General features: G+C 66.7%; 16 protein-coding genes. 3 read left to right on the top strand and 13 right to left on the bottom strand.

All coding sequences use genetic code 11. The annotated features are described in order from the left end of the window. Positions 1-7: 7 nt before the first annotated feature. The 3 genes from hrpB to SynA15127_RS11695 form a co-directional block, all read right to left on the bottom strand. Positions 8-2,518 (bottom strand): ATP-dependent helicase HrpB, encoded by a 2,511-nt coding sequence (hrpB, locus tag SynA15127_RS11705; RefSeq protein ID WP_186484252.1) that lies wholly within the window; start codon positions 2,516-2,518, stop codon positions 8-10. Positions 2,519-2,722: 204 nt separating this feature from the next. Continuing rightward, entirely contained in the window at positions 2,723-3,106 is a 384-nt protein-coding gene (locus SynA15127_RS11700; protein WP_186484251.1) for a hypothetical protein, read from the bottom strand. Between the two features lie 59 nt (positions 3,107-3,165). Continuing rightward, complete coding sequence (locus SynA15127_RS11695; protein ID WP_186484250.1) at positions 3,166-3,423, bottom strand: DUF2973 domain-containing protein; 258 nt, start codon at positions 3,421-3,423, stop codon at positions 3,166-3,168. Positions 3,424-3,561: 138 nt separating this feature from the next. Between SynA15127_RS11695 and SynA15127_RS11690 the strand changes: the two genes are divergently transcribed. Continuing rightward, a complete protein-coding gene (locus SynA15127_RS11690; protein ID WP_370594049.1) occupies positions 3,562-4,719 on the top strand; it encodes a trypsin-like peptidase domain-containing protein in 1,158 nt (385 codons plus the stop codon). Between the two features lie 5 nt (positions 4,720-4,724). Here the strand turns inward: SynA15127_RS11690 and SynA15127_RS11685 are convergent, their stop codons facing one another. Further along, positions 4,725-4,898: a hypothetical protein gene (locus SynA15127_RS11685; RefSeq protein ID WP_186484248.1), complete on the bottom strand. Its 174-nt coding sequence runs from the start codon at positions 4,896-4,898 to the stop codon at positions 4,725-4,727. Between the two features lie 127 nt (positions 4,899-5,025). Beyond that, entirely contained in the window at positions 5,026-6,750 is a 1,725-nt protein-coding gene (locus tag SynA15127_RS11680; protein WP_186485720.1) for an ATP-binding cassette domain-containing protein, read from the bottom strand. A 67-nt stretch (positions 6,751-6,817) separates the two neighbouring features. Between SynA15127_RS11680 and SynA15127_RS11675 the strand changes: the two genes are divergently transcribed. Next, positions 6,818-6,973: a hypothetical protein gene (locus tag SynA15127_RS11675; RefSeq protein WP_186484247.1), complete on the top strand. Its 156-nt coding sequence runs from the start codon at positions 6,818-6,820 to the stop codon at positions 6,971-6,973. On the opposite strand, the gene SynA15127_RS11670 is transcribed toward SynA15127_RS11675, so the two are convergent. Then, positions 6,951-7,181, bottom strand: a complete 231-nt coding sequence (locus SynA15127_RS11670) for a hypothetical protein (RefSeq protein ID WP_043693032.1) — start codon at positions 7,179-7,181, stop codon at positions 6,951-6,953. The genes SynA15127_RS11675 and SynA15127_RS11670 overlap by 23 nt on opposite strands. 56 nt (positions 7,182-7,237) lie before the next feature. Further along, on the bottom strand, positions 7,238-7,546 hold the full coding sequence (locus SynA15127_RS11665; RefSeq protein WP_186484246.1) for a hypothetical protein: 309 nt from the start codon (positions 7,544-7,546) through the stop codon (positions 7,238-7,240). Positions 7,547-7,651: 105 nt separating this feature from the next. Between SynA15127_RS11665 and SynA15127_RS11660 the strand changes: the two genes are divergently transcribed. Beyond that, positions 7,652-7,966, top strand: a complete 315-nt coding sequence (locus SynA15127_RS11660; protein ID WP_186484245.1) for a hypothetical protein — start codon at positions 7,652-7,654, stop codon at positions 7,964-7,966. A gap of 7 nt (positions 7,967-7,973) precedes the next feature. On the opposite strand, the gene SynA15127_RS11655 is transcribed toward SynA15127_RS11660, so the two are convergent. Genes SynA15127_RS11655 through SynA15127_RS11630 form a run of 6 tightly spaced genes read right to left on the bottom strand, consistent with a single transcriptional unit; the run spans position 7,974 to position 15,930 of the window. Further along, positions 7,974-9,113, bottom strand: a complete 1,140-nt coding sequence (locus SynA15127_RS11655; protein WP_186484244.1) for an anhydro-N-acetylmuramic acid kinase — start codon at positions 9,111-9,113, stop codon at positions 7,974-7,976. A gap of 10 nt (positions 9,114-9,123) precedes the next feature. Further along, positions 9,124-9,828 carry a TrkA family potassium uptake protein gene (locus SynA15127_RS11650; protein ID WP_186484243.1) on the bottom strand — a complete coding sequence of 235 codons (705 nt, stop codon included), beginning with the start codon at positions 9,826-9,828 and terminating at the stop codon, positions 9,124-9,126. Between the two features lie 24 nt (positions 9,829-9,852). Next, positions 9,853-11,262, bottom strand: coding sequence for a TrkH family potassium uptake protein (locus tag SynA15127_RS11645; RefSeq protein ID WP_186485719.1), 1,410 nt, complete (start codon positions 11,260-11,262; stop codon positions 9,853-9,855). A 32-nt stretch (positions 11,263-11,294) separates the two neighbouring features. After that, the gene (locus SynA15127_RS11640) at positions 11,295-13,109 is read right to left on the bottom strand and encodes an SLC13 family permease (protein ID WP_186484242.1); all 1,815 of its coding nucleotides are present in this window, start codon (positions 13,107-13,109) and stop codon (positions 11,295-11,297) included. Further along, on the bottom strand, positions 13,097-14,785 hold the full coding sequence (gene hflX / locus SynA15127_RS11635; protein WP_186484241.1) for a GTPase HflX: 1,689 nt from the start codon (positions 14,783-14,785) through the stop codon (positions 13,097-13,099). The genes SynA15127_RS11640 and hflX overlap by 13 nt, the downstream gene beginning before the upstream one ends. Next, entirely contained in the window at positions 14,782-15,930 is a 1,149-nt protein-coding gene (locus SynA15127_RS11630; RefSeq protein WP_186484240.1) for an NAD(P)/FAD-dependent oxidoreductase, read from the bottom strand. The genes hflX and SynA15127_RS11630 overlap by 4 nt, the downstream gene beginning before the upstream one ends. Between the last annotated feature and the right edge of the window lie 44 nt (positions 15,931-15,974).

Raw genomic sequence — 15,974 nt, 5'->3', positions numbered from 1 at the left:
CGGCCTTTCAGTTCGGACGTGATGGCCGCCGTTTTGTTCGGGCGGTGGGGATCGCCTGGCGTGGATCCTCCGGCCAGGGGTGCTTTGGATAGCGCCCGCGCATGTCGCGTCGGACGTCGGCGTAACTTCCGCTCCAGAAGCCGGCCAGGTCGCAGGTCCGCTGCAGAGGCCGCCCGGCCGGGGAGAGCAGTTCGAGCGTCACCGGCAATCGTCCATCGAGCAGTTGAGGGCTGTCAGTGCAGCCGAACATCTCCTGCAGCTTCACGGCAAGGACCACTTCATCCTCCTCGTAGCGCAAGGCGGCACACCGACCGGACGGGATCGGAACCTGGCGGGGCAGCAGTGTCTCCAGTTGCTGTCGATGCCCCCACTCCAGGTCTGTCCAAAGAGCGTTCTCCAGGGTGGTGGGATCCAGGTCCTGCCAGCGGAGGCAGCCGATCAGGACCGGGCCGAGCCAGTGCTCCGCCGTGGCGAGCAATGCCTCAGGCGTTCTCTGCGGCCAGGGAGCTCCCAGATGGCGATGAGCCAGATCCTGGCGCCGACAGAGCTGTTGCAGGGCATCGGTCCAGGGAATCCAGTCGAGGCTGCGCGACTCCGCCAGCAGATCCAGCAGCAGATCGCGGCACTGGAGTCCGTCCGGGGTCGGCAGAGCGTCCTCTCGGATCGTGAGATGTCCCAGCATCAGCCTCCGCCTTGCCCGGATCCGTGCTGCTGCGGCATCCCAGTGCGCGCTGTCCTGCCACTGCCCCTCCTGCGCGGCCAGGCTCTGCAGCGTGGCGTCGCTGATCGCCACGGCGAGCTGAATGCGGGTCTCACGACTGCCGAGGTCCACCCGTGCCACCGCCAGCGCCTCGGTCCCTGTCAGTGGGTCAAGCGGCACCAGATCGGCTCCGCGTCCCTGACGCAACCGGTAGCGGCCCGGCTGGCCGGGACGCTGCAGTGCCAGCCAGCCTGGAAACGCCGCCAGGATCAGCCGGGAGGCGTCCTGCTCCGGTTGGTCATGCGGAGGATCGAGCTTCAGCCTCTCAAGCTGGCGGCGCAGCTGACGGCTGAGCTGTCGCAGCGGGGCCAGCCGTCTCTCCCGTTTGAGAGCCTCGAGCCGGGCGTGAAGGTCGCACCCGCTGTCGCGCAGACGCAGCGGGTCCCGTTCGCTAAGGAGGGCCGCCAGGTCACATCCGAGTTCGGGACAGCCCCGTCGGTGTGCCTCCAGCATCAGCACCCCCAGGCGCGGATGCGTGCCCAGCTGGCCCAGCAGCCTGCCGGTGGGGCTCAGCCTGCCATCGGTGGTCAGGACCCCAAGGGCGATCAGCTGTTGCTGGCCCTCCAGCAGCGATGCCGCAGGCGGTGGCTCGAGCCAGGGAAGCTCCTCCCCGAGGCCTGCGCCCCAGGCTGCCAGTTCCAGTACCACGGGCTGCGGATCCGCCAGCTGCAGTTCCGGCGTGCTGAAGGCCGGCCGCCGCTGCTGTTCCGCTGGAGACCAGAGCCGCACGCAGCAGCCCGGCCCCTGGCGTCCTGCCCGTCCGCGGCGTTGATCGGCGCTGGCCAGGCTGGAGGGGACTGTCTCCAGGCCTTCCATGCCATGCCCGGGGTCGTAGCGCAGCTGCCGGCTGAGTCCGCTGTCGATCACCAGGCGCACGCCGTCGATGGTCACCGAGCTTTCCGCGATGGCGCTGGCGAGGATCACCGTTCCGTCATGGTCAGCGCTGCAGCGCTGCAGGGCACGGTTCTGCTCCTCCAGGGGCAGCTGGCCATGCAGCGGCAGGATCCGCCAGCGCCGCAGGTATCCAGCTGTCTCCAGCAGTTCCTTGCACCGGATGATCTCCGCCAGGCCCGGCAGGAACACCAGCACACCGCTGCGTGCGGGCAGCTCGATGGCGTGAGTTTCGATCGCCCTGAGGACCTGACGAGGCAGGGCCTCATCGCGCCGGGGGAGCTGGTGAACGGTCTCCACAGGGTGAGCCCGCCCCTCGCTGTCCAGCACGGCGGCCTCCGGCAGACGGTTCCGCAGGTCGGAGAGATCGAGCGTGGCTGACATCAGCATCACCGCCAGCTCCGGTTGCAGCAGCGGACGGGCTTCCTGCAGCAGCGCGAAGGCAAGATCGGCGTCCCGACGACGTTCGTGGAATTCGTCGAACAGCACCACGGCCACACCGTTGAGAGCCGGGTCGGCCTGCAGTCGTCGCAGAAACAGGCCATCGGTGATCACCTCCACCTGCGTCTGTGCCGAGCGTTGCTGCTCGCCGCGGACCGAGAACCCGACCCGCTCACCGACGCTTTCCCCAAGGGTCTCCGCCAGGCGGGATGCAGCGGCTCTGGCAGCCAGGCGTCGGGGTTCGATCATCCAGATCCGCCCCTCCAGGATGGGTTTGCCGCCCATCGGGCCCAGGGCGTCCAGCAGAGCCAGAGGCACGCGGGTCGTCTTGCCAGCTCCTGGAGGAGCCTGGAGCAGCACTGTGGATCCCGGTTGCAGCGCTTCGCAGAGCCGCGGCAACAGCGGATCGATCGGGTAGGCCGTCAAGCCGGGGCTAGTGAACGAGGTTCAGCACCCCGAGCAACAGCAGGCTGCTGACGGCACCGAAGGCGGCGAGCAGCTTCACCAGCGGCCCAAGGGAGGTGGTGAGGTTGGCCATAAAGAGTTCCTTAAAGGCCGGAACAATTCCGGTCTAGCTCCGGTCGCCGCCGCTTGTGGTCGCTGTTCGCACGTTTTTACAGAGCGTTGGATTCAGCGCACATGGCGGGTGCCATCCACCGGGTGGTATTCCTCTCCTGTGAGCTCTTCAAACACGATCGCCGGCAGCCCGGTTTCGAACATGGTCTGAAGCGCTTCCTTGAGATAAGGATTCCATCCGCCGGTGCTCACCTGGCCATGGCGCACCGTCCAGTCCCAGGTCCCCTGCAGATCCCGGGGAATCCGCCCTTCGCGGTCGCGGCGGGCCACCAGGTCGAGGGATTCCACCAGCCCCACGATCACCGGTTGTTTGCCGTAGGCAGGCGTGAGGCTGAGCTCGAGTCGCACAGGATCTTCCTTCAGCATCCTCAGACGGAAGCGGGGCGGAAGTCTCACGCCCTTGATGACTGCAGCAACGATCCGTGTTCTCTGATCCACTCGTTCGACCCTCTCATCGATTCCAGAACGGTGCCGTCTGACGACAACCGATCCCTAACTTATTCAGCAGTGGTCCCTGAGGTGTCTGAGCCGGCCTCCTCGTCCCCGCCGAAACGCACCGTCAGCAGATCCTCCTCGGTGATCCGCCCGTCATTGTCGAGCAATTCCGGGTGCACGGTGACACGGCCTGTACGGTCAACGGGCTCATCAATCGGACCGCTTGCCGCACTGAATCCGCGGCTCATCACGCGGAACGCCTGCCACAGCAAAGCCACGAACACGACGCCGTAGAGAACGGGGAACAGGGACGACAGCATCGTTGGGCCAAGCGTTCCAACAGCACCATCATGGCTGCCAGCAGGGACTGGACGCACTCGGTCACAGGTCTGACCGGCCGCAGTCTGGATTGCGCCAGACCATCTCCTTACGGTTTGAACATCTCTTCGTTAGTCCTGCTGGTGAATCTGTCGAACTGGACCCCGCCCCGCGCCCTTCTTGTTCCTGTCGTCGCTGGTGGCCTGTTGATCGGCGGTGCTGCCGCCCAGCAGTTCGTCACGGCTCAGCAGATGGCTCTGGCCGGACCGGCCTCGGCTGCGCTTTCACGGGAATCTTTCGTGGCGGCGGCCGTGAAGCGCAGTGGAGCGGCTGTGGTGACCCTGGAGACCGCGCGCACCGTGCGCAGTCCAGGGGTGTCCGGCCTGCCTCGCGGACTGATGGCGGATCCCATGTTCCGTCATTTCTTCGGAATACCCGGCACGGCGACGCCCCGTTCACGCGTGCAGCGCGGCCAGGGCAGCGGGGTGATCTTCGATGCGGAGGGATTGCTGCTGACCAACGCCCATGTGGTGGAGGGTGCCGACACCCTCAGCGTGGGGCTCTCCGACGGCCGCCGGGTGTCCGGCCGGGTGGTCGGCAAGGACACGCTCACCGATCTGGCGGTCGTGCGTCTCGAAGGCAAGGGGCCCTGGCCCACCGCGACGCTCGGGGATTCCGATCAGCTCAATGTCGGGGACTGGGCCATCGCAGTGGGCAACCCCTTCGGTCTTGAGAACACCGTCACCCTTGGCATTATCAGCAATCTGAACCGCAACGTCTCCCAGCTGGGGATCTCAGGCAAGCGGTTGGATCTGATCCAGACCGATGCCGCCATCAACCCTGGAAATTCCGGCGGCCCCCTACTCAATGCCGATGGGGAGGTCGTCGGGATCAACACCTTGGTGCGCTCCGGCCCAGGAGCCGGTCTCGGATTCGCGATCCCGATCAACCGGGCTCAGGCGATCGCCCGTGAGCTGGTGAAGTCCGGTCGGGTCCAGCATCCGATAGTGGGTATCGGTCTCTCGCCGGTCCCGTCCCCCAATCCTGGCGCTGCCGTGCCTCCCGGGGCTGTGATCCGTTCGGTGCAACCCGGAGGTCCGGCAGACAAGGCCGGCCTGAAGGTGGACGATGTGATCCTCTCCATCGATGGCCGCACCATGAAGGGCCCGGCTGCCGTGGTCAGCGCCATCGAAAGCCGTGGAGTCGGTGAGCGGCTGCGCATCACGGTGCGACGCGGAGAGGACGAGCTGACGCTCGAGGTCACACCGGTCGACCTCTCCACACTTCAGCCGGCCTGAGAGGGCTAGCTCTCGGAATCCCGCAACTGTTCCACGCAGCGGGTGATGCAGTCGCCGTCATCCAGCGAGCAGGTCGTGATGCATTCGAAGTAGGTCTCCACGGCATCCCAGGTCTGCTCGTTCTGTCCAGACGGACCGCCGGACGAGGCAGCGAAACCTGGACGGGAGGCCTTCGTCATCACGGCTGGGAGCGGGTTTTGTCAGCCTATGCACACGTGATGAACAGGTAAAGGAGAATGAGTGCTCCTGCCTAAGCCTGTGTGAAGTCTGCTTAAGGCAGTGAGGCTCTTCGGCTGAGATCGCTGTTCAGGCCGTCTTCTTGCGGCGGGCCTGCCGGTCCTTCTGCTTCTGGCGATTCGCCTTCCGTTTCTCTTCTTGATCCTCTGCGAGCCGCTGCTGTTCCGCTGCAGCCCTTTCTTCCGCCTTCTTTTCGAGGTAATAGCCGTAATCGCCTCGGTACAGGATCAGGTCGCCATCACGCAGCTCCACGATGCGATTGGCGACCTTGGAGATGAAATAGCGGTCGTGGGACACCACCAGCACGGCCCCCTCGAAGTGCTGGAGAGCCTCCTCAAGCATCTGCTTCGCCGGGATGTCCAGGTGGTTGGTGGGCTCATCCAGCACCAGCAGATTGCAGGGGCTGAGCAGCATCAGGGCCAGGGCCAGGCGAGCTTTCTCGCCACCGCTCAACTTGCCCACCTCCTTGAACACGGTGTCGTTGCTGAAGCAGAAGCTGCCAAGCAATGAGCGCACCTGAGTCTGGGTCCAGTCGGGCACCGCCTCGAACATGGTGTCGATCACGGTTTTCTCCAGATCCAGCGCTTCAGCCTGGTTCTGTTCGAAATAGCGCCCCACCACGTTGTGCTCACCCAGGCGGGCCGATCCGTCGTCGGGGGGCTCCAGGCCCATCACCAGCCTCAGCAGGGTGGATTTGCCTGCGCCGTTCGGTCCCACGAAGGCGATGCGATCCCCCCGTTCCACCTCGAGGTCGGCACCGAGGAACAGGATCTTCTCGCCGTAGCTGTGGGTGAGGTTCTCGATCACCGCCACCTGGGCACCGGAACGTGGGGCATCGGGAAAGCGGAAGCTCGGGCCAGCCACCGTCTCGATCGGTGCATCGACCATCTCGACCTTCTCGAGCAGTTTCTCGCGGCTCTTGGCCTGGGTGCTGCGGGTGGCACTGGCGCGGAAGCGGTCGATGTAGGCCTGCTGGGTGGCGATCTCCTTCTGCTGGCGATCAAACGCCGCCTGGGTCGCCTCCTGTTCCAGCTGTTTCTGCTCGAGATGGGCGGTGTAGTTGCCCAGGTAGCTGCGGGAAATGCCCCGTTCCGTGGAAACGATCTGATTGCACACCCGGTCCAGAAAGGTGCGGTCGTGGCTGATCACCACCAGAGCTGCGGTCTGCTCCAGCAGGTAGCCCTCCAGCCACTGGATCGTCTCGACGTCCAGGTGGTTGGTCGGCTCGTCCAGCAGCAGCAGGTCTGGTTCCTGGAGAAGGATCTTGCCGAGGGCGATGCGCATCTGCCAGCCGCCGGAGTAATCCCGCACCAGCTGTTCAGCACCCTCAGGCGTGAACCCGATGGTGGGCAGAAGCTTGTCGATGCGCGCGTCGAGCTCGTAACCATGGAGGGCTTCGAACCGGCTCTGGAGCCGGCCGAGCTCGTGGATCAGCTGGTCGAGATGGGCGGGATCCTCCGCTGCCTTCTCGGAGCCCATCTCATCCTCCACCTGCCGCTGAAGGTTGAGCACCGTGGCCGCCTCTCCGAAAGCCTGAAACAGCTCCTGCCGGACCGAGCGGTCAGGATCCACATCGAACTCCTGCTGCAGGTAGGCGATGCGGGGTTCACCCTGGCGCACCACCTGGCCACTGCTGGGCTCTTCCTCGCCTGCGATCAGGCGCATCTGTGTGGACTTGCCGGCACCATTCACCCCCACCAGGCCGATGCGGTCTCCGGGTTTCACCTCCCAGGTGACATTCCGCAGCACCTCCCCGGTGGGATAGATCTTGCTGACGTGCTCGAGTCGCAGCACCGGCCGAGGGGCGTTGAGCACCCATCATCCCTGCCGGCAGACTGAAAAGTCTCTGGCTCACCACTCGATGCCGAAACTGGAGCAGCTGGCAGCGCTGGTGGTGGCGGCGGGCCTCGCCCTGGTCAGTTACTGGCTGTTCTTCAGCTGGGCTGGTGGCGGCGGTTACGAGCGTCGTGCTCCCTCCCGGGATCAGGCTGCCCTCACAGACCGCCGCGGGCTTTGATCAGCCAGCGGCTCGTATCGGCGTCGTCGAGGCTGGCCAGGTGTGCCTTCACCTCGTCCGGAGTCACCGGCAGACCGAGGTCGTCTCCCAGCCGGCAGATGCAGTCCATCGCTCCGGTGGGATCTTGCAGGGCCTGACGGAACAGTGCCTGGGTCTGATCGGGATTACTGCGGATCCGCTCATAGAGCGCAGCGGCATTGGCGGTCATCGGCCTCACGCGTCTGACGCAACGCTATTCAGAGCCGTGGGATCTGGCCGCAGGCCTCAGGCGGCCCTGTCGATCCCTTCCTCCCGCTGACCGAGGGCGGAGGCGTCCTCCATGCTGCGGGCATCCATGCAGAGCACCTTGCGGAGCTGGGCGTAATTGGCGGCCTGGGAGCTGCGGCCCTCCTGGCTCGCTCCGTATTCCGCCCGCTGCAGCACGTGGTGCAGATGGGTCAGCAGGTAGGTGCTGATCACGGCGGACACCAGCACGTCGCTGTTGTCCGGGCCGCGCCGGTTCGGGCGGCGTCGGGGACGGCGACTCGGCTGGGATGGAGCCTTGGTGGTCGCTTTCGAGGCGGATTGCGTCATGGGGTACTCCGAGGAGGACCAGTGCCCTCACCATAGTCGTGGATACTACCCTTGCCCACCTCTGTACACTTTCGGGTAGCTGAGACTCCATCAGGAGATCCGGTCGTGCCCACCCGTCAGACCTCGACCAGCGGGAAGCCCAAGTCCCCGCGGATTCAGGTGGTCCTGCCCGAGGATCTCTGTGCCCGGCTGACGGCCCTGGCGGAGCAGGAATCCCGCACCGTCAGCAACATGGCGCGCGTGCTGATCCAGCAAGGGGTGCAGCGCCATGAGCAGGGCGATGCGGGGCTATCAGCTGCCAAGGAGTCTTCGCCGGTAGCCATGCGGCCGGAAGACAGGCTCCGCAACAGCCTCGAGGCTCAGCAGCCCCGGCGTCTGCGCGGAGCGCCGCGTCGCCTGAGGCTGCATCGGCCCGGCTGAGGCAGCCTCAGGCCGGTTCCACCCTCACCCCCAGCAGCGTCTCCCGTGCTGCGCCGGTGATCGCCGGCGCGTTGGCCGGGTGGCCTTTGTGGTGCCACCAGGCCAGCAGGGCGAACACGAGGGCTTCCCGGGCTTCCGCCGCCAGCCCCAGGCTGTCGGAGCTGCGCAGCTGCAGGCCATGGCATCGCCGGCGCAGGGCCGACATCAGGCTGGGATTGCGTCGTCCGCCGCCGGCCACCACCAGCTCGAGAGGCCGGACCCCCTCCCGCCTCTGCAGTCGGTCGAGATCCTGCCCCACCACGGCTGCACTGAAGCCGGTGAGGGTGGCGATCGCATCCTCCGGTCGCATCCCGGAGAGGTCACCCAGTCGCCGCTCCAGATCTTCGGCTCCGAAGCGTTCTCGCCCGGTGGATTTCGGCGGATCCTCCTGGAAGTAGGGCTCCGTCAGCCAGCGGCGGATCCAGTCATCCCGGCACTCACCGGCTGCAGCCGTCGTGCCGTCCCGGTCGAAACGGATCCGGCCTTCGCTGAATCGCTGCATCGCCAGATCAATCAGCGTGTTGGCGGGGCCGCAGTCCCAGCCCCGCACCGCCGCGTTGCGATCCGGACCGCATCGCGGGGGGATCAGCGTCAGGTTGGCGATGCCTCCGAGATTGAGCAGGGCCCGCCAGCCGTCGATGCCCCCCAGCAGCGCCGCATCGGCCCTGGGCACCAGCGGTGCACCTTGTCCTCCCAGGGCCAGATCCGCTGCCCGGAAGTCGTGCACCACCGCTCGCTCCAGCAGTCGGGCCAGCAGAGGCCCCTGCAGCACCTGCCAGCTGGCCCCTCGGCGTCCGTTTGCCGGCGGGCGATGCCACAGGGTCTGGCCATGACACCCCACCAGTTCGGCTCTGCTGTCCGGATCGCAGGCCCAGGCGGCAGCCGCCTGGGCTTCGGTGACCGCTTCCGCCAGCTCCAGCCAGGCTCCGGCAGTCAGCGGAGTGCCTTGTCCGGCGGTCACCAGCTGGTGCTGCAAATCCTCCGGATACGGGCAGTGCTGATGCCGGATCAGCCGCCAGCCAGGACGTTCGGCCCTGCCCTGGAAGTCGGCCAGAACGGCATCGACCCCATCAGCGCTGGTGCCGCTCATCAGACCGAGGCAGAGCATGGGCGGGCGATCAGGTCTTGGGCAGTCGCTGTAGGTCGTCCACCAGACCCATCACCACCAGCAGATGCCCTTCCTCCAGCACGTGGGAGGCCGGAGGGTTCACCGTGAGGCTGCTCTGGGGGCCCGCGGCCAGCACATTCACGCGGAAGTTCTTGCGCAGGTTGAGGTCCCGCAGGGATCGACCCATGAACGGTTCCGGCACCTTGATCTCCTCGATGCAGTGCTTCTCATCCAGGGCCAGACGCTCCATCAGATTCGGACGTACCAGTTCAAGCCCGAGGCGTTCCCCCTGCATCCGGGAGGGGAAGATCACGCGGTCGGCTCCGACCCGCTTCAGCATCTTTTCGTGCAGGTCGCTGGTGGCCCGCGCAATCACCTGCTTCACCCGCGTTCCCTCGCTGTCCTTGGCGATCAGGGTGGCGGTGATGCTGGCCTCGATCGGTTCACTCATCGCCACCACCACCGTGCCCATGTCGAGCACGCCGGATTCGCGCAGCGACTCCTCGTCGGTGCAGTCGACCACCCTGGCCTCCACGGTGGGCTCCAGCTGCTGCAGTTCCGCGATGGCGCGTTCCGAGCGGTCCACGGCAAGCACCTCGGCTCCGTTCTGCAGCAGCTCGCGGCAGACGGCGATCCCGAATCGCCCGACGCCGATCACCGCGAAGCCGAGCCGCTCACTCCCCTGGAGCGGGCTCCACTGCCACCATTCCTTCATGGCTGAGGGGCCCGGGGATCACGCTCAGACATACAGATCCTCCCGGGGGTATCCGATCCGATTCTGACGGTGCAGGTGATGGCCCTCTCGGCTGACCGCCTCCCAGATGGCGCTGAGCAGCAGAAACACACCCAGACGACCCACGAACATCCCGATCAGCAGCACCAGCTGCCCGAAACGACCCAGTTCCTCGATCACCCCGAGATCCAGGCCAACCGTGCAGAACGCCGAGATGCAGGTGAACAGCATCTCCAGGAAGGTGAACGGTTCCTCGCCGTTGAGGTTGCTCCCCAGACTGAGCAGCAGGGCCATTCCCAGAACGAACAGCAGCGAGGCGACGGTGATGCCCACGGCTCGCAGCACCACCTTGTCGGAGATCTCCCTGTTGCGGATCACCACGGAATCGCGGCCCCGCAGCGTTGAGCGGGTCGCCGCCATCAGCGCCGCGACGGTTGTGGTCTTGATCCCGCCGCCGGTCCCGCCGGGACTGGCACCGATGAACATCAGCGCCATCAGCAGCAGCGTCCCCGAGTCGGTGATGTTCTCCAGGGAGAACGGAACGGTGGTGAAGCCGGCAGTGCGGGCGGTGACCGATTCGAACAGGGCGGTCATCCAGCGTTCGGGCCAGGTCATCTCGATGAACACCTCCCCCCGGTTGAGCCATTCGGTCACCGCCAGCCCCAGGGTGCCGAAGGCGATCAGCAGCAAGGTGGTCCGCAGCACCAGCCGGGTGTGGAGGCTTGGACGCCGTCGTCCCCGACGGAACCCGAGCCCGACCAGGTCACTGGTGACCCGCCAGCCCAGTCCGCCCATCACGATCAGCAGCATCACAACCGCGTTGACGACCGGGTTCGCGTGATAGCGCTCGAGGCTGTCGGACCAGAGACCGAAGCCGGCATTGTTGTAAGCCGAGATGCTGTGGAACAGCGACGCCCAGATCCGCTCCCCCCGATCCGGGATATCGCTGAAGCCGAAGCCGTAGAGCACCATCGCGCCGATCAGGATCACCGCGGCTGCGGTCAGGGCGATGGCACGGAAGGTGGCGCCCACTCCGCCGACGCCGAATTCATCGAGGGTTCGCCCCCGGTCAAGCCGGCGGCGCAGAGCGGTTCCCTTCACCACGAATCCCTGCAGGAACGTGGTGATCGCCATCAGTCCGAGACCGCCGGCCAGGATCATCCCGGCCAGCACCAGCTGCCCGAAACCGGTCAGGTCCGTGCCGATGTCGATGATCGACAGCCCCGTGACGGTGATGGCGGAGGTGGCCGTGAACAGCGCTTCCCAGAGGCCGACACGTTCGTTGGAACAGAGCGGTGTGCTCAGCACCAGGGTCCCGAGCAGGATCACCAGCAGGCCTGTCACCACCGTGAACTGCGGAACGGTGAGCCGGCGATGCCAGCCCTGGCTGCGTTCGAGGGCCTGGCGGAGGGGCACGCGGTGCGGCTGGAGGATTCGACCAGTGTTGATCAGGTTGGGCCGTAGCGCCACAGGATCAGGGCCGGCACCAGCACGGTCATGATCAGCGTCAGACCGCTTCCGTATCGGGTGACGTCCAGGAACCGATAGCGTCCTGGGCCGAACACCATCAGATTCGTCTGATACCCCACCGGGGTGAGGAACGACTGGCTGGCCCCGAACAGCACGGTGATCAGCAAGGCGGTGGCCGGCAGATCCAGCCCCGGTGCCAGCTGCACCGCCACCGGCGCCAGCAGGGCCACCGAGGCGGCGTTGCTCATCACCTGCGTCACCAGCGTGGTGCCGATGAAGACCACCATCAGCGCCCCATAGGTCGGCCAGCCCTCCAGCCCTTGCGACAGCCCGGCAGCCAGCGCATCAGCCAGCCCCGTTGTCTTGAGGGCGACGCTGAAACTGGTGAGGGAACCCAGCAGCAGAATCACATCCAGGCGGATCGCCCGCTGCAGCTCACCTGCTCGCAGGCAGCCACTGGCCACCACCGCCACGGTGGCGAGCAGCACCGAGGCCACCAGCGGCACCGGCGTCAGGGTCGGCAGCAGCAGCATGCCGACGGCGATCGACACCGCCAGCGGCTTGCGGCGCACCGTCGGCAGGTCCTCCTCCAGCCGGTCGAGCACCAGAAGGTCGTTGCTGGCCTGCAGCCCGCGGATCGAATCGAGCGGTGCCTGAAGCAGCAGCACATCCCCCTCCCGTAACACCACCTGGCCAAGCCGTTCTTGAACGGTTTCCTGGCCGCGGCGCAGCGCCAGCACCGTGGCGTTGTGGCGCTGGCGGAAACGCAGTTCCCGCAGGCTGGCTCCGGCCAGGGTGGAGCCGGCTGGCAGCAGCACCTCCACCGTTTTCTGGCCGCTGGTGCTGCTGTCGAGGTTGACGCCGGCGTTCTGCCCCTGGGTGGTGAGCTGGATGGTGTGGTCCTGCTGCAGGCGCAGCAGGTCCTGGCGGGTGACCCGCAGCAGCAGGTGATCGCCTGCCTGCAGCCGGCGATCCGCCAGGGGGGGGAGCAGGCGTTCTCCGCCACGCTGAAGTTCCAGCACGTCCACATCGAAGCGCCGTTGCAGACGGCTGTTGTGCAGTGAGCGACCGACCAGTTCCGAATCCCCGGGAATCGTCACTTCCGTGCAGTAGGAACTGGTCTGGGGATTGATGGTGAGCTCGTCGCCGTTGCTGCCCCGATCCGGCAGCAGCACCCGCGGGGCGAGCACGAGATAGAGAGCGCCGGCCAGCCAGATCGGGATGCTGATCAGCGTGAAGCTGAACAGTTCCAGGGATCCATAGCCGAGCTGCTCGCTGATGTCGCTCACCAGCAGGTTCACGGAACTGCCCAGCAGGGTCAGGGTGCCCCCCAGCACGGTGGAGAAGGACAGCGGCAGCAGCACCCTCGAGGGCGAGAGCCCCCGGCGGTGGCACCAGTTCTCCACCACCGGCAGCAGTGAGGCCACCACGGGGGTGTTGGGCACGATGCCGGACACCGGCGCGATCACGAAGGCCATCAGGGCGATCAGACGCCGTGGGGTCCGGATCCGCTCGGAGGCGATCAGAGCTCTCAGACGATCGAGGGCACCGCTTTTGAACAGAGCAGCGGAGACAGGGAACAGGCCCAGCAGCGTGATCAGAGCGGGGCTCCCGAATCCCGCCAGGGCCTCCTGAGGATTCAGAACGCCTGAGGCCATCAGCAGCCCAACGCTGAGCAGCCCGGTGAGTTCCGGTGCCAGAGCACCGGAGATGAACAGCACCACAGCCAGGATCAACACGGCCAGGGTGATCAGGGCATGCGGGTCCTGGATCGCGCTGGTCAGCTCGGCCATTCCGGGGCCTGCCCGTTCACAGGTGCCTCCGATTCTGCCCCGGCAGGGAAGAACTGATCCCGGAGCCATTGCTGCAGCCCCCGAAGACCGTCCCCCCGCATCGCTGAGAGGAAGAGGCTGGCGGGCTCCCGGCAGCGGATCGCTTCGATGGCGTCCAGCGAGCAGCGGTCGATCTGATTGGCCACCACCTGGCGGAAGGCCCGACTGCCGAGGGAGTCCAGGAGCCGGTGCACGGTGCTCAGCTGACTGGGCCAGTCCGGATCGGCCAGATCCACCACCAGCAGCAGCACGTCGGCATCGAGGGCCTCTTCGAGGGTGGCGCGGAAGGCCTCCACGAGCGGGGCCGGAAGATCCCGGATGAAACCGACCGTGTCGGTGAGCAGCACCCGGTCGGGGCGTTGGCCCGGGCGGGGCATATCCAGCTTGCGGGTGGTGGGATCGAGGGTGGCGAAGAGTTTGTTCTCCGCCAGCACGCGGTCGCTCTCCCGCCTGCCACAGAGTGCATTGAGCAGGCTTGACTTTCCGGCATTGGTGTACCCCACCAGAGCCACCCGCGGCAGGTCTTGGCGCTGCTCCCGCAGACGGCTGCGGTGCTCCTGCAGTTGCTTCTGATCGCGCATCAGCCGTTCGATGCGTCGGCTGATGGCGCGTCGATCCTTCTCCAGCTGGGTTTCACCCGGTCCGCGGGTGCCGATACCGCCGCCCTGACGCGAGAGGCTGCGGCCACGGCCCAGCAGGCGTGGAAGGCGGTATCGCAGCTGGGCCAGCTCCACCTGCAGACGACCGGCAGCGCTGCCGGCCCGCTGGGCAAAGATGTCCAGGATCAGCTCGCTGCGGTCCATCACCGGACAGTCGAGCAGCCGTTCCAGATTGCGGGCCTGCACAGGAGACAACTCCCGGTCCGTGATCACCAGGGACGCACCGTTGCGGCGCACCTCGAGTGCGGATTCCTGCAATTTGCCCGTCCCCCACAGGGTCTGGGGGTTGGCGCTGCCCGGGCGCTGCTGGATCACGGCCACCGGTGTCGCCCCGGCACTGCGCACCAGTCCTTCCAGCTCTGCCAGCTCCCGTTCACTCCTGCCGGGATCGCGGGCCGCGAGGGTGAGCAGCAGCACGCGTTCAGCCGGGTTGTCGGCGGCGACAGGGGAGGGGGCGTCGCCGCTCGGCAGGCTCGGTGGCTGCAGCTGGCACAGGTCGCGAAGAGCCCCTTCTTCCAGGGTTCGCCATCCCAGGGGCTGCTTCGGATCCGGTTGCAGCAGTCGCGCCGGTCGGCTGCCGTCCGATGCCGTGCAGGGGGCGAAGCACAGCCAGGATCGGGGCGCCAGATCCAGGGCCACCACGCTGTCGCGGGGCTCGCTGGACAGCCCCTGCCGACTGAAGGGACAGCTGATCAGTCTCCAACCGCCGCTCTGCCGACGGGGAGCCTGCGGCAAATGCGTGAGCAGGGGGTCGGATCCGTGGAGCGGACCGATCCATAGCAGACGGCAGAGGCCGCGACCGTCCAGCACCAGATGCAGGGGCTGTTCGAGCTCCAGGGCCATCTCCGCCAGCCGTTCCAGGGTGAGAAGGTCGGCACCGCTGGACTCGGGATGGCGGCGGTGACTGAGCCGTTCGAGCTGACGCTGCTGGGCAGGGCGGAGGCCCCTGGTGCGTCCTGCGAGGTGGGCTTGCTTCAACGGCCGAGCAGCCAGGCGCCGGCCGATCTCAGGCCCAGAGCAAGGCCCGGGAACCGCGTGAGATAGGCAGCACGGCGAATCTGAAAGGCCAGCGGCCCGGCCAGGGTGATGCCCATTCCGGTGAGGGTGGCGTCGCCGATGCCGAGGCTGAGCATCTCCCCGCGGTCCTCGAAACGGAACGGTGCGGCTGTGGACTGGTGGCGCACGGCACAGATGGCTTCGGCCACGGCGGCTCCCTGCTGCATCGCCACCTGAGCGGTGCTCGGCCAGGGATCGTCAGCGTTGCGGGTGGCATCGCCGATGGCGAAGATGCTGCTCGATCCCTTCACGCTCAGATCCGGCTGGATCTGAAGGCGTCCGGCCTCCAGTGCGGGGGAGGGATTCAGAGGTGGCCAGCTCGGCCGACTGCCGGCGGTCCAGATCAGTCCGGCATGGCTCAGGGATGTGCCGTTGTTCAGGTCCACCCGGTCGGCATGGACCTCGGTCACGGCCGTGTTGAGATGCAGGGTCACGTCACGTCGTGCCAGAGCCGCTGCGGCACGCTCCCGGTTGAAGGCCGCGTTTCCGGGCAGGATCGAGTCGCTGAGTTCGATCAGATGAAGGCGCGCTGAGCCCTCGAGCAGATCGGCCATCTTGCAGGCCAGCTCAACGCCGGTGGGGCCGGCACCGGCGATGACGAGGGCGGCATCGTCCAGGCGCTGGTGGCGCAGATCCCTGATCCAGCGGCGCAGGGTTGCCACGTCGGCGAGATCGCGGAAGCCGATGGCATGCCGCAGCACACCAGGGATCCCGAAATCAGCAGACTCCGCTCCGGTGGCGATCAGCAGCTGGCTCCAGCTCAAGGTCTGACCGCCCGCGGTGATCAGGGTCCTGCCGTCGCCGTCGATCGACTGCACAGTGTCCTGCAGCCAGCTGATGCCCCGGCCGCTGAGCAGATCCCGGTAGGGAGGCGCCACTTCCCACAGCTGCAGCTCATCACTGAGCAGCTCATAGAGCATCGGCTGGAACAGGAAGCGCTCCCGCGGCTCCACCAGCACGATGGGGAGGGAGGGATCTCGGCTGCGAAGGCTGAGGGCCGCCGTCAATCCGCCGAATCCACCGCCCACGATCACCACGGCATCGCATGGTGACGAAGGTGCTGTCATGGGCGGTGTGAGTGTTCTGCAAACCATAGGCAGCGTTGCCGGAA

The organism is Synechococcus sp. A15-127, assembly GCF_014280215.1.
Taxonomy (GTDB): domain Bacteria; phylum Cyanobacteriota; class Cyanobacteriia; order PCC-6307; family Cyanobiaceae; genus Parasynechococcus.
This window is presented reverse-complemented; position numbering and strand designations above follow the sequence as displayed.